At 66.3% G+C, this 13,519-nt stretch carries 14 protein-coding genes; 4 read left to right on the plus strand and 10 right to left on the minus strand.

Going from position 1 to position 13,519, the window contains the following annotated elements; genetic code table 11:
- Nucleotides 1–101 precede the first annotated feature (101 nt).
- A complete protein-coding gene (locus ATL45_RS01455) occupies nucleotides 102–2,480 on the plus strand; it encodes a Tex family protein (RefSeq protein WP_093158720.1) in 2,379 nt (792 codons plus the stop codon).
- 79 nt (nucleotides 2,481–2,559) lie between these two features.
- On the opposite strand, the gene ATL45_RS01460 is transcribed toward ATL45_RS01455, so the two are convergent.
- The 9 genes from ATL45_RS01460 to ATL45_RS01500 form a co-directional block, all read right to left on the minus strand.
- Nucleotides 2,560–3,042, minus strand: coding sequence for a hypothetical protein (locus tag ATL45_RS01460; protein WP_093158723.1), 483 nt, complete (start codon nucleotides 3,040–3,042; stop codon nucleotides 2,560–2,562).
- A gap of 69 nt (nucleotides 3,043–3,111) precedes the next feature.
- Entirely contained in the window at nucleotides 3,112–3,588 is a 477-nt protein-coding gene (locus ATL45_RS01465) for a hypothetical protein (protein ID WP_143121770.1), read from the minus strand.
- A gap of 5 nt (nucleotides 3,589–3,593) precedes the next feature.
- Complete coding sequence (locus tag ATL45_RS01470; protein WP_143121771.1) at nucleotides 3,594–7,445, minus strand: DUF6531 domain-containing protein; 3,852 nt, start codon at nucleotides 7,443–7,445, stop codon at nucleotides 3,594–3,596.
- 10 nt (nucleotides 7,446–7,455) lie between these two features.
- Nucleotides 7,456–8,157 (minus strand): WXG100 family type VII secretion target, encoded by a 702-nt coding sequence (locus ATL45_RS01475; RefSeq protein WP_093158730.1) that lies wholly within the window; start codon nucleotides 8,155–8,157, stop codon nucleotides 7,456–7,458.
- Entirely contained in the window at nucleotides 8,154–8,471 is a 318-nt protein-coding gene (locus ATL45_RS01480; protein WP_093158733.1) for a type VII secretion target, read from the minus strand. The genes ATL45_RS01475 and ATL45_RS01480 overlap by 4 nt, the downstream gene beginning before the upstream one ends.
- A gap of 2 nt (nucleotides 8,472–8,473) precedes the next feature.
- Complete coding sequence (locus tag ATL45_RS01485; protein WP_093158735.1) at nucleotides 8,474–8,923, minus strand: YbaB/EbfC family nucleoid-associated protein; 450 nt, start codon at nucleotides 8,921–8,923, stop codon at nucleotides 8,474–8,476.
- 132 nt (nucleotides 8,924–9,055) lie between these two features.
- On the minus strand, nucleotides 9,056–10,063 hold the full coding sequence (locus ATL45_RS01490) for a hypothetical protein (RefSeq protein WP_093158738.1): 1,008 nt from the start codon (nucleotides 10,061–10,063) through the stop codon (nucleotides 9,056–9,058).
- A 45-nt stretch (nucleotides 10,064–10,108) separates the two neighbouring features.
- The gene (locus ATL45_RS01495) at nucleotides 10,109–10,369 is read right to left on the minus strand and encodes a DUF397 domain-containing protein (RefSeq protein WP_093158741.1); all 261 of its coding nucleotides are present in this window, start codon (nucleotides 10,367–10,369) and stop codon (nucleotides 10,109–10,111) included.
- Nucleotides 10,366–10,932 carry a DUF5753 domain-containing protein gene (locus ATL45_RS01500; protein WP_093158743.1) on the minus strand — a complete coding sequence of 189 codons (567 nt, stop codon included), beginning with the start codon at nucleotides 10,930–10,932 and terminating at the stop codon, nucleotides 10,366–10,368. Before ATL45_RS01500 ends, ATL45_RS01495 begins: the two co-directional genes overlap by 4 nt.
- Nucleotides 10,933–11,137: 205 nt before the next feature.
- Here ATL45_RS01500 and ATL45_RS01505 point away from each other — a divergent pair, with 205 nt between their 5' ends.
- On the plus strand, nucleotides 11,138–12,361 hold the full coding sequence (locus ATL45_RS01505) for an IS110 family RNA-guided transposase (RefSeq protein WP_093156904.1): 1,224 nt from the start codon (nucleotides 11,138–11,140) through the stop codon (nucleotides 12,359–12,361).
- Between the two features lie 4 nt (nucleotides 12,362–12,365).
- Here the strand turns inward: ATL45_RS01505 and ATL45_RS01510 are convergent, their stop codons facing one another.
- A complete protein-coding gene (locus ATL45_RS01510) occupies nucleotides 12,366–12,704 on the minus strand; it encodes a helix-turn-helix domain-containing protein (protein WP_093161021.1) in 339 nt (112 codons plus the stop codon).
- Between the two features lie 123 nt (nucleotides 12,705–12,827).
- On the opposite strand from ATL45_RS01510, the gene ATL45_RS01515 reads away from it, so the two are divergent.
- On the plus strand, nucleotides 12,828–13,037 hold the full coding sequence (locus ATL45_RS01515) for an HC3 family zinc finger protein (RefSeq protein ID WP_211841160.1): 210 nt from the start codon (nucleotides 12,828–12,830) through the stop codon (nucleotides 13,035–13,037).
- 57 nt (nucleotides 13,038–13,094) lie between these two features.
- Entirely contained in the window at nucleotides 13,095–13,388 is a 294-nt protein-coding gene (locus ATL45_RS01520; protein ID WP_093161025.1) for a hypothetical protein, read from the plus strand.
- The last annotated feature ends 131 nt before the right edge of the window (nucleotides 13,389–13,519 follow it).

Genomic DNA, 13,519 nt, shown 5'->3' on the forward strand with positions numbered 1-13,519 from the left:
CATCCCGACACGCCGACGCGAGCGGCCACGTAGCCTGCGGGCGCGGTCCGGCAGAATGTCCGGTCGGATCTGGCGAAGATCGCAGAGAAGGCGGAATCAACATCGTGACGACTGTTCATCAGAAGATCGCCGAGGAGCTCGGCGTCCGCGAGCGCCAAGTGCAGTCGGCCGTCGAGCTGCTCGACGGCGGGTCGACTGTGCCGTTCATCGCCCGCTACCGGAAGGAAGCGACCGGCGCCCTCGACGACGCCCAGCTGCGCACGCTCGAAGAGCGGCTGCGCTACCTGCGCGAACTCGAAGAGCGGCGCAGCACGGTGTTGGAGTCGATCAGCTCCCAGGGCAAGCTGACCGACGAGCTGGCGGCGCAGATCAACGCGGCCGACTCCAAGGCCCGGCTGGAGGACATCTACCTCCCCTACAAGCCCAAGCGCCGCACCAAGGCCCAGATCGCCATCGAGGCGGGCCTGGAGCCGCTGGCCGACCAGCTGCTGAGCGACCCGAGCAACGACCCGCAGCAGACCGCGGCCGGTTTCGTCGACGCCGACAAGGGCGTCGCCGACGCGCAGGCCGCGCTGGACGGCGCGCGGTCGATCCTGGTGGAGCGCTTCTCCGAGGACGCCGACCTGATCGGCGAGCTGCGCGAGAAGGTCTGGACGCGCGGCCGCGTGACCTCCAAGGTCCGCGAGGGCAAGGAGGAGGACGGCGCGAAGTTCGCCGACTACTTCGAGTTCTCCGAGTCCTTCACCGACCTGCCCTCGCACCGCATCCTGGCGCTGTTCCGCGGTGAGAACGAGGAGGCGCTGGAGCTGTCCCTGGAGCCCGACGACGGTTCCGAGCAGGTCGGCCCGACGGACTACGAGCTGCGCATCGCCCAGCAGTTCGGCATCGCCGACCAGGGCCGCCCGGCGGACAAGTGGCTGTCGGACGTGGTCCGCTGGGCGTGGCGGACCCGCATCCTGACCCGGCTGAGCGTGGACGTGCGGATGCGGATGCGCCAGCACGCCGAGGATGAGGCGGTCCGGGTGTTCGCCGCCAACCTCCGCGACCTGCTGCTGGCCGCGCCCGCGGGCTCGCGCGCCACGATGGGCCTGGACCCGGGTTACCGGACCGGGGTGAAGGTCGCGGTCGTGGACGGCACCGGCAAGGTGGTGGCCACCGACACGATCTACCCGCACCAGCCGCAGCGGCAGTGGGACCAGTCGCTGGCCAAGCTGGCGGCGCTGGCCAAGGCGCACAGCGTGGACCTGATCGCGATCGGCAACGGCACGGCCTCCCGCGAGACCGACAAGCTGGCCGGCGAGCTGATCAGCCAGAACCCGGACCTGAAGCTCACCAAGATCTCGGTCTCCGAGGCGGGCGCGTCGGTGTACTCGGCCTCGGCCTACGCCTCGCGCGAGCTGCCGGACCTGGACGTCTCGCTGCGCGGCGCGGTGTCCATCGCCCGCCGCCTGCAGGACCCGCTGGCGGAGCTGGTGAAGATCGACCCGAAGTCGATCGGCGTCGGCCAGTACCAGCACGACGTGTCGGAGACGAAGCTGTCGCGCTCGCTGGACGCGGTGGTCGAGGACTGCGTGAACGCGGTCGGCGTGGACGTCAACACGGCGTCGGCCCCGCTGCTGACCCGTGTGTCGGGCATCAGCGAGTCGCTGGCGGCCAACATCGTCGCGCACCGCGACACCAACGGCCCGTTCCGCACCCGCCAGACCCTCAAGGACGTGGCCCGCCTGGGCCCGAAGGCCTTCGAGCAGTGCGCGGGCTTCCTCCGCATCCCGGACGGCGACGACCCGCTGGACTCCTCGGCGGTGCACCCGGAGGCCTACCCGGTGGTGCAGCGGATCATGGGCAGCACCAGCACCGAGATCCGCGAGCTGATCGGCAACACCCGGGTGCTGAAGTCGTTGCAGCCCAAGGACTTCGTGGACGACAACTTCGGCCTGCCGACGGTGACCGACATCCTCGCCGAGCTCGACAAGCCGGGCCGCGACCCGCGTCCGGAGTTCAAGACGGCGACCTTCGCCGACGGCGTGGAGAAGATCGCCGACCTCAAGCCGGGCATGACCCTGGAAGGCGTGGTCACCAACGTGGCGGCCTTCGGAGCCTTCGTGGACGTGGGCGTCCACCAGGACGGCCTGGTCCACGTCTCGGCGATGTCGAAGAACTTCGTCAACGACCCCCACGACGTGGTGAAGTCCGGGGACATCGTCCGAGTCAAGGTCCTCGACGTCGACATCCCCCGCAAGCGAATCTCCCTGACCCTGCGCCTCGACGATGAGCCCGGAGCGGGCGGCAAGCCGGAGCGAGACGCCAACCGCGGCGGCGGCCGAGGCCAGGGCGGCGGCAACCGCAACGGCGGCGGCCGAGGCGGCAAGGGCGGCCAGAACCGCAACGGAGGCCAAGGCCGCGGCGCTCAGCGTCAGCGCGACAACGCCCCGACCGGAGCAATGGCCGACGCCCTCCGCAAGGCAGGCTTCGGGAAGTGAGGTAAACGAGGGGCGCCTTGACCAGCACAACCGGTCAAGGCGCCCCTCGTTTCTATCCCGCCGGTCACGACGGTTTCGCTCATTCCCCTTCGAGCTCCGAGGTTCTCTGGAGCAGTCGCCAGCTGAATTGAACGCTGTACTGACGCGGCACGCCGTCCACACCTCGGTGTTCCGTCACATACTGCTCGTACGGAGGCCACAAGTCAGCCTCCTGCAACGGACCGAAGCGGTCCCGAACTTCGCCAACTAAGTGCTTCCACACCCGTAGCTCCCCCGGCGACTCAACGCGTGGAAGCTCGGAGTCCGCGCGTCGCACAAATCCAGCATCAACCCAGAGCCCGAAAGAGCTCTCCCCCACGATCTCGAAGTCGAATTCCGGCCACTCCGGAAATCGGTAGAACAACGCGGTGCAACGCTGCCCGTCCAACCAGCGGGATTCCTCTCTCTCCGGTTTCCCCGCCAGCGACCTGACGTTCTCCAGGGTCCGCCTGAGCTCGACGAGCTTCAGCTCCTCGCTGACCCTGTCACCAGCGTCTCGGTTGATCAGGCGTTCCCGCAGCACACGACATCTCCTACCCGTACCAACCAGAAGATGCAGTCACCCCGAGCCAGGGCGTTGATCGGCCGTGCTTCAGCCGGCGATCAGTTCCTTCTGCATGGCGATTGAAGACAGACATTGCTGGTTGTTTAGCTCTTCGTCGAGCGTTCCTTCTTCGAGTTCTTCGTGGTCGACAACAGCTGCGTAACAGTAGTTCAACACGGTGTACAGGTGCTCGGCCTCCATGCCGCTCTCCGGGATGCCGAAGCAGTTGGCGACTGCGAGAACGAGTGGAGCGACTCCGGATTCCACTCCGTCGGACACGATGGCCGTCATCTCTTCCTCAGCACCGTCAGGCAGTGCCTGACCGATGTAATTCCCTCCGACCGCGGAGCGAGCGATCCCGAGGCATCGCCGAAGCAGCTGGCCTGCCTGGCTGTCGGGGACGGGCGGGTCGAAGGAGGTCATCGTGTTATCGATGGCTTGCACCGCGACCGCGTAACGTTGCGCAGGCGCCAGTTGGCCGATCTGAGACCGCGCCGATGCCATTTCCCTGTCCCAAAGTTCCATGGTCATCAGTCTATCAGCGTGATATTCGGATACCCGGCGATCCTTCCGCGGCAGTCCTGCCGGGCAGGACCGCACGCAGGACGTGAGGAAGCGATACGTCCGGACGTGCCGTTGTTCAGCGTCAAGTCGCCCTTGTCGTGGGCGTTGAGCATGATCTGTTCGGCGTCGGTTTGATTCGGCCCGGTGTACTTCTTTCCGTTCACCCGCTCATAGCCGAGGTTTTCCGCGGTCTCCCGCACAGCCGGGGATGTTCCGTTTCGATTGACCGTGTAGACATAACGCCCGTCGAACTCCCCAGTGGCCACCGTCATTCCGTTGTAGGCAATTCTTCCGCCAACTTCGGTTTGCCCGACCTTGACCGCTTCGTGGATCGCCCTGGCATCGGCGAGCATTTCCGCATCGGACTTGCTCAGACCGAGCGGGTCCGCCCACGACAGCGGGTTCTCGACGTAACCGTGCTGGTTGGGGCCGGCGTCCAAGCCGAGCGGGTCCGGACTCGCGTAGGTCGCCGTGGACGAGTCGTAGTACCTGGTGAAGTTGTAGTGCCAGCCGGTCTCGGCGTCGTAGTACTGGCCGGGGAACCGCAACGGGCAGTCAACCGACGCACTATCGGCCTGAACACTTCGTCCCCACAGATCCGTTGTGGGGTTCGCGGCGATCTGACCATCCTGGTCGATCACCTCGGAAGGAGTCCCGACCAGATCAGTGACGATGGCGTAGAAGGCGGCGTCGAAAGCCGCCTGATCATTCGGTCGGAACTGATCGGTCTGGGCTGCTGGGCGGAACGTCCCGGGTTCGTAGTCCCAGGTGCGCGTCTTCGTCGCGCCCGGCGCATCCGGACTCTGCGTGGACTGCTCGGCCAGGCTGGTGCCGTCCCAGAAGAAGCGCGTTTCCTCGACCGGCATTCCATCTTCACCGAGGCGCTGCTTGGCGATTCGACGTCCGAGCGGGTCGTAGCAGTAGTGCCACTTCGTGCCGTCGGGCGTGGTGACGTCGGTTAACCGATCATCGGCGTTCCATACGTAGCGCCAGGTCTTTTCCTGACCGGACAGAGTGCGACGAGTCTGGCGAACCACACGACCTTGACCGTCGTGCTCGTACAAAGTTCGCCCGGCTCGCCGTACGAGGGTGCCGGTGAACTCGCGTTCTCCATCGATCTCGTCGTTCGAAAGCGATCCGGTGATGTTCGACGAAGTCGGGTTTCCTGCGGCGTCATAAGCGTATTGCTCACGCCAATCCGCGGCCTGCACGACAGTGACATGGCCAGCCCGGTCGAGGCTGTAGGTCCGCTCACCCCGGAGTTGGTCGGCGATACGCAACGGGTTGCCGTCGGAGCGGTACTCGTAAGCACGCCGCTGGATGACACGGCTTCCCTCGCGGGTCGTGGCCATCGGCGACGGAGGACGCGCGGCAGCCGTGATCGTCTGGCTGGCGAGTCGCCCAGCCACGTCCCAAGACTGGCTCAGCACCGCAGCCTGTCCGAGGAACCGTGTGATCTCCCGACCGGCGGCGTCGTAGGCGAAGCGCAGCGAACCAGCGTGGTTGGAGAGGGAGACGGGCTGCCCCGCGCCGTCGTAGTCCCAGCGTGAGACCAGCCCACTCGGTGTGGTGCGTGCGGTCCGTCGTCCGGCAGCGTCGAACTCGCTGATAACCGCATGCCCGTCGATGCTGTCGGTGATCGTCCGACCGACCGGGTCTCGAACGAGATCGACTTGTGCTTCTGGTCCCGCGGCGTGCACGAGCCGTCCTGCCCGGTCGTAGGCCAAGGTGGTGATCTGGCCATCCACCGAACGCTCGATCACCCGACCGAACACGTCCCGCTGGTACTGCACGCGTTGACCTGCACCATTGACGCGTTCGACGAGGTTGCCAGTGGCGTCAGGACGGTAGGAGACGCGGCGCCCGTTGAAGTCGGTTTCAGCGGTCAAACGGTCTGCGGCATCGTATTCGTAGCGCCATTGGAGGCCTTGCGGATTGGTGACCGAGACCAGGCGCAGTTCGCCGTCATAGGCGAACTCATAGCGCCTGCCATCACGCCCCGTGCGCGAGGTGGGAAGGTGGAAGTGCGTGTAGGTGAAGGTGGTCCAGTACCCGGCAAGGGATTGGTATGCGATGGCGTTGCCCGCCGCGTCGTAACTCCAGCGCTCGCGCGCGCCGTCCGGCGCTTCCCTCCAAGTAGGCAGTCCCTCGATGGTCCAGCCGTACCGCGTCACGCTGCCTGTGGCATCGACTGCTTCGGTGATGCGGCCGAACACATCTCGTTCGTATCGCAGGAATCCGCCTGCGGGGTCGTCCATGCGCTCAACCAGTCCGAGCGCGTCGGACTGCACTCGCGTGGCATTCCCCAGCGCATCGGTGAACCCTGCGAGCATGCCTCGCCGGTCGTAGGCATAGGTCGTTGTTGCACCGGTGGGATCGGTGGTGCTGGTGATGTTGCCACGCTCGTCGTAGGCATAGCGCCACTCGGCACCATCCGGGCCTACGACTCGGACTGGTTGGCGCCGATCGTTGTAGTCGGTAGTGGCGACAGCACCATCGGACAGCACGATGCGTACGACGTTGTCGTGCTCGTCGAACTCGTAGCGAGTCGTGTTGCCCAGTGCGTCTGTTCTGACGTGCACCCTGCCGAAGCGATCCTGCTCCGTGCTCGTGGTGTGTCCCAGCGGGTCGACGGTCTTGACCACGTGCTGGTGCGCGTCGTAGTGGTACTCGGTGGCGTGGCCCAGGCTGTTGGTGACCGTCGTGACCCGACGCTCGGTGTCGTAGTGCAGGCTGGTGGACAGAAATCCGTCAGGCCCGGTTCCCCGGATGGCGCGGCCGGCATCGTCGTACTCATAGCAGTACCGCCCGCCCGAGCGGTCGACCCACGCGGTGATCCGCGAGGCGACGTCGTACTCGTAGCGATGGGGCACGCCCGAGGAATCGACGATCTCGGTCAGCCGACCACCCGGGTCGTAGCCGTACCGCAGCACGCTGATCCCGGGACTGTCGGGATCACGCGTGAGCAGCCGAAGTCCTTCAACCCGGATGCCGGATTCGGTTTCGACGGTGTCGACAGCGACGCGATACCCACCAGCGTGCCGAACTTCCACCGGGACACCGGACTCGTCGTGCAGGTAGGTGATCCGGTGACCGTTTCGGTTCGTCATCGCCGAAATCGGCCTGACCCGACCGGGTTGCCCGCTGGTGGCGGTGAAGTGCCGAGTCCAACCTGCCTGGGGATCCTCGATCCGGATCGCACCGTCGGCGTCCCAGGTCAAGGGCCATCGTGCGCCGTTTGCCGGGTACAACTGCTGCCCGGGCCAGGTGGGCTTCGGATAGCGGAGAACTTGCGCGTCGTCCCCGAAGTACCGGATTCCGTCGTCGGACACCTCCACCCGCTGGTCCAGCGTCGACGACCAACCAGGACCGAAGAGCTGCCCACCGTCGTAGCGAGACGCGTAGGCGCGCCGCAGGACCAACGGCAGCAGTCCGGGAAGTGCTAGGTCTTCAGCTGAATCGAGTACCTGCCCGGAGACGACGTCGACGGGGTCGGTATCGCCCTTCTCGGTCTTCTCGTTGCCCTCGGACTTCTGTCCCGGGCCGTCCTGGTCATGAGTGTTCTGGTCGCCGCCGTCATTCGTCTTCCGCGAAGGCGGATCCGCCGGTGGGTCGCTCTTCGGGGGCGTGTTGCCCGCCGGGTTGGTGGAGCTGTCGCCGTTGGAGCCTGCTCGGCCCTGTTTGGCCAGGTCCTGGGTTGCGTCTTGGGCTTTGGAGACGCTTGAGCTGGCGTCTACCTTGCTGGTCTTCTGTGACGGGGGCGAGTCGGAATCCGTTTTGGTGTTCTTTCCGTCGCCTCCCTTGGGTTTCGGTGCCACGGACTCCCCCTCATCCGTTCATGAGCTTGCTCAGGTTCGTCAGGCTGTCGATCAGGCTCGTGACGTAGGTGAAGATTCGGCCGACCCACTTGACCACCGCCGCCACGATCTGGGCCGCGATCACCGGGATCGTCACCACGAAGATCGCTTCGACCGCCCACACGATCACTCGGGCCACCAGGTCGGCGATCAGGTCTCGGACGATCTCGCGGGTCATCTCCACCAGGCCGCCCGCGCCTTCGGTGGCCGAGGCCATCGCCGCCGAGATCGCGGCCAGGCCGCCGACCGCTTCGACGTTGCTGGCCATCATCGACTGGTAGGCGTCGGCCGCCGCGCCCTGCCAGTCGGGCAGGTCGCTCTCCAGGCTCGACTTGAGGTCTTCGGCCATGGAACCGAGTTCGGTGGCCATGTTGTTCCAGGTCGCGGCGTGGGATTTGACCACGTCCGGCATGCCGGTCAGCTCGTCGAGGATCTCGCGCAGCGGCTCGAAGTACTCCATCGCCCAGCCGATGCCGTTGGACAGCAGGGCGCTGAACGGGTCGAGCACGCTCGCCGCGACTTCGAGGCCCAGGCCGACGCCGGCCAGCGCGCCGGAGACCCAGTCCTCGCTCTGGATCGCGGTGACCAGGCCTTCGACGCCTTCGGCGAGGCCGGAGCCGGTCCACGCCTTGCGGGACGACTCGACCGGTGCGACCAGCGAATCGTCGCTCACGGCATCCCACCGCCCGAGGACTGGATCGCGTCCGCGTGCTCCTGGTCGATGCTCTCGTAGTCGTCGGCCGTGGCGCGCAGCGATTCGGCCGCGAGCGAGAGGTTCTCCGCGACGAAGTCGATCAGCTCGTCCTGGCGGGTGTGCCGGCCTTCGAGCACTCCGGCGATCCAGCCGCAGAGCAGCCCGTACGCCTGGTCGTCCTGCTGGATGTGCGAGCTGGCCGACTTCACCGCGTCGAAGCGGGCCTGGATCTCCTCGATCTTGCCCGCGTGCGCGCGGATCTGCTCGGCGCTGACAACGTAGCCGTCGCCCATGGTCACCACTTCTCCATGAACGACTGCGGCTCGGTGCCGTCGTCGACGTCGGGTTCCGGCGCGGGATCGGCGGGCTCGTCGGTGCGCAGGTGGTTGCCGACCGATTCCGAGATCGCGCGAGCTGCAGCGGATTCGGTGCCGACCGTGTCGGCGATGATCTCCTGGGAGCGGTCGGCCAGCTGGTTCTTCGCCTGGGCCAGGGTTTCCATGATGGTCCGGGAGACCACGTCGGGCGCGGTGCGCTCCATCTTGCTGGTCAGCTTGATGTCCACCAGCGCGCCCGTGGAATCGATGGTGAGCTCGACCAGGCCCTTCGGGTCGGTCGTGGTGACCCGGACCTCCTGCAGCCGGTCGCTCATCGTCTTGGTGTCGGCGGCGAGCTTCTCGATCCGGTCCTTCCACGCCGCCAACCGTTCGCGGGCACCGTCCGGATCGAGGATGTTCCCGTCCATGCGCTCCCCCCAGAATCACGTGCGGACACGAAGCCTCGAAGCGGCAGGGTAATCAGCCCGGCGCACGCGTGGGAGGGAAAGCGATCAAATGGCACGATCGGCGGCACGGTTACCGCCGATCGCACCAGTCGATCAGCGTGCCCGGTCGATCGGCTCGGGCGGGTTGCAGCCGTGGCGGGCCGCGGACTGCTGCGCGAAGCGCTGCAGGTCGGCCAGTTCCGCGTCGGTCAGGGGTTCGGTGCCGGATTTGTCGACGATGTAGAGGCCGCGGTCGAACGGACTCGCGCAGGTCGCCGAGGTCCAGGGGAGCGACCTGTCCGCACTCGACGGCTTGCTGAAGGAGTCGAGCGAACTCGTCTCGTACTTCTCGTAGTGCCCGTACCTCGCGGTGAACTCCAGGCCGGAGTTGTACAGCTTGCACACCTCGAACAACGCGGTCCCCGCATCGGTTTCCTGAACCGTCTCGACCGATGACATCCCAGCACACGTCCCGGACGCCTCCGCGGCGGGCGTGGCCCGGGTGCCTCCTTCCGGAACCGCGAGCTCGGCATCCTCACCGAGCTGCGCATCGCACCCGGTCTGCTCGGCGGTGGATCGCGCTGTCTCGATGACGGCGCGAACCAGCTTGGGGCGCGGATCGGGAACGCTCGCCGATGAGAGGAGCCTGGTCGTCACCACGAACCCGGTGCCTTCGTCGCTCCCCCAGTTGCGGCAGTCCACCATCACGGACGCGAATCTGTTGGCGTCCGAGACGAACCCGGACCACCCGGCCTCCAGCGGAACGGGGAAGTCATCGGATGCGTATGCGTAGTAGCGGAGCCCCGTATACCGATCGTCTGCCCTGCTGATCTGGACTTCCGCGACGCCGACCTCGCAATCCTGCCCCAGGACTCCCGGAGGCACCCCCAGCGTGCGTTTCCTGACCACGAAGTCGGAGCCGATCAAGCTGAGCCTGCTCGCCCCGGACAGCTCGAGGAACGGATCAACCGAAAGCATCCCGCCACAAGCCCGCCCCACCATCGCGGCCGGGTACTGCTGCCAGAACCCGTACCCGCCGGCTCCCACCAGCAGCACAACCGCCGCGATGACGAACCACTTGCGGAACCGCCGCACCCTGCCCCGATCGTCCGAGTCGCTCATTCGGAGCAGCGTAGGCGATCTTGCCGTCACAACCGGCAGGTTCGGTCAAACTTCGAAGCGGCCCGCCTTGACGGCGGTGACGAATAACCGCCACTGGTCAGCGGTCGTCGTGAAGTACCCGGCATCCCGGTCCTTCGAGTCCCGCACCGCCGCACCGTAGGAGGTGGGCGCGACCTCGACGCAGGCGCTGATCTGGTGAGAGCGGGAAGACTTCCGCCAGTCACCCTCGATCCGGCCGACCTCTACGCACGTGACCTGCTGCGCAGAATAGCTGGACTTCCGCCAGCCCGTAGGAGATTCGTTCATCTGCAACCACCTTCCAGCTCTTCGATAATCTCTGTGATGCAGTGTGCAGAACGATCTGGCGTCATGGCCAGCTCCTGCAGCTCAGAAACCGCTACGGCATGGATCGCCACTTCATTCTTGCTGTAGAGAAACGCGCCAGTCGTCAAGTGCTCAAGATGAACGATCGACTCTGTCTTGGTGAACTCGAAGAGGATGAAGGAGCCCGCGTGAGCGGGATGCCACCTCCCCGAGGAAGCCGGTAGCACTTGGATGGTGACGTTGGGTAACTCGCTCATCTTGCGAACGAAACGCAGCTGATCGGCCATGATCACGCTGCCACCGATCGGTTCCCGCAACACCGCTTCCGTGATGACCGCAGTGAACTCCGGCGAGTCGCCGCCGGTGAGCACGTCTCGACGACCAATCCGCATGGCCACCCGGGCTTCCAAGTCATCCCCAGGGGCCGTGCCCATGATCGCCCGCGCGTAGTCCGACGTTTGCAGCAAACCGGGAATCACACCCGTAGCGATGTCGGTGATCTTCGTGGCGGTCCTAATCAGTTCTGGGAGTGAGCCGTCGGGCACACTCCTGGTTGGTAGCCGACCGGTAGGTGAGCACTCGTAGGTCCTGGACGTGTGAGTCCTGCTGAAAGACCGTGCCCCTGCCGGTGGGTCGGGAGAGTTGATCGCTGCTGGGATGTCGTGCCCACCCGTGGTGTGAGCACTGCTTGATTAGGTCGCTGATGGTTCTCCCGCCGGCTGCGCATGGTGATCGAGAGCGGGAGGATCGTTGCGACTGTTCGTAGGGGATGACTGGGCTGAGGAGCATCACGACGTCGAGCTGATGGACAACGCCGGTCGCCGGTTGGCCAAGGCCCGCCTGCCCGAGGGTGTGGCGGGCATGGCCCGTTTGCACACGATGATCGGTGCTCAATTCGGTGAGGACGCTGAGGATGCGGAGGTGCTGGTCGGGATCGAGACTGACCGGGGGCCGTGGGTGGCGGCGCTGGTCGCCGCCGGGTACACGGTGATGGCGGTCAACCCGTTGCAGGCCGCGAGGTTCCGTGACCGGCTGGGGGTGTCGGGCGCGAAAAGCGACGCCGGCGACGCCCACGTGCTCGCGGACATGGTTCGCACGCATGCCCACGAGCTGCGGCCGGTCGCCGGTGACTCCGACCAGGCCGAGGCGGTCAAGGTAGTGGCCCGCACCCACAAAACGCTGATCTGGGAACGGACCCGCCACACTCAGCGGCTGCGGCACGCGCTGCGTGACTACTTCCCCGCCGCGCTGGAAGCGTTCGACGACCTGGACGCCGCCGACACCCTGGAACTGCTGGCCAAAGCCCCCACCCCGGAACAAGCCGCCCGGCTGACGGTCGCCCAGATCAACGGCGCGCTGAAACGAGCGCGCCGCCGCAATATCGCGGAGAAAGCGGCGGCGATCCAGGCCACGTTGCGCTCCGACCAGCTCGGTCAGCCCGAGGTCGTCGCCGCCGCCTACGCCTCCTCCATCCAGGCGCTGATCGCGGTCCTGACCGTGTTGAACACTCAGGTCAAGACCCTGCAAGGGCAGGTCGAGGCCCATTTTGGGCAGCACCCGGCCGCTGAGATCATCGCCTCCCAGCCCGGTCTGGGACCGGTGCTCGGCGCCCGGGTGCTCGCAGAGTTCGGCGACGACCCCGACCGCTACGCCACCGCCAAAGCCCGCAAAAATTACGCGGGCACCTCCCCGATCACCCGCGCCTCCGGCAGAAAGAAGGTCGCCCTGGCCCGGTTCGTGCACAACGACCGGCTCATCGACGCCCTGATGGCTCAGGCGCAAAGCGCGTTGCTGCACTCGCCAGGCGCCCGCGCCTACTACGACCGGCAGAAAGCCCGCGGCACCGGTCACAACGCCGCCCTGCGCCAACTCGCCAACCGACTCGTCGGCATCCTCCACGGCTGCCTCAAAACCAGCACCCCCTACGACGAGACGACCGCCTGGTCGCACCACGCCGAGAACATCGCAGCTTGACATGTCAGCTCCTGGGATGTCTTTCCAGTTCGATCAACGTAGTGAGCTCGCGCCGAATGCCGGTAACGCCTGACGCCACCAACCAGTTCGGATGTTCCGCTCCCCGCGCCATGTCCACCAGCTCGGCATACCGCTGACCGTTCACGCCCAGCGTCGCCAGAATCTGCGCCACATCTTCCGGCTTCGGTAAACGCGTACCTGATTCGTAGCGCGACACCGACACGTGGCTGACGCCGATCTGATCAGCGAGTTCCTGCTGCGTCAACCCGGCGTCACGACGACACTCGCGAAGTTCGGCGCCGAGTGCGCGAGCCTTGGGCGTGTGTTCGGATTTTCCGACCATGAAAACATCATTGTGCCTTTGACCTGCGCAAACAACCCCCTATCGGGTAGTTGATCGATCGATTCACCAGCGGCAGACTTTTACCGGTAAGCGCGGTAAGTCCTTCCGAGACAGGAGCCGCTGATGTATCCGTTTCACTGGGTGCCTGCTGCGGGGCAGCGGCATGCGAGCTTGGCCGACAAGCCCGTCGGGTGCGCTTATCCGACCGGGACCGTCGTGGAAACGCTGTGCCAGCAGGAGGTTTCCGCGGACAGCAGCGAGCTGGCGTGGTTGTGGGGCACCTGCGCCGAGTGCAACCAGAAGGCGCGGCGGATAGCCGGTGTCGACCCCTGAGCGCGAAAACCGCTGCCCTGACCGCTTTCCGCTCGACCGACCAGGAGGAACCACCCGATGTCCCCGCTCTGGACCGTGACGGCGTGCCTGCTCTCGATGTTCACCGGCATGACGCTGATGTACGCCTGCCACCGGCGCCCCCAGCACGCGGGCGCGGGCGAAGGCGCGACGAACGTCTGGCAGCTGATCGAGCACGTCGAGGCCGAAGCCCGCCGGGCGGAACCCACCGGCAGACACCACCTCCGCGAGCCGGACGTCCCCGAGCCACCACCGCAGTGGCCCACAACTCCACCCGAAACTCCACCGCTGGAACTCCACTACCGCGTCCTGGAATCCCTGCGACGCCTCTGAAGACCCGGCTCGATGCGCCCCCGACCCCCGAGCATCGAGCCGCGCGGCCGGGCGGGTTCGCCCCCTCCCCGACACCGCCCGGCCGCACCCCGGAAGGCGCCTTCGAGCGAGCTGCTCGAAGGCGCCTTTCA

The sequence above is a fragment of the Saccharopolyspora antimicrobica genome, from assembly GCF_003635025.1.
GTDB classification, from domain to species: Bacteria; Actinomycetota; Actinomycetes; order Mycobacteriales; family Pseudonocardiaceae; genus Saccharopolyspora; species Saccharopolyspora antimicrobica.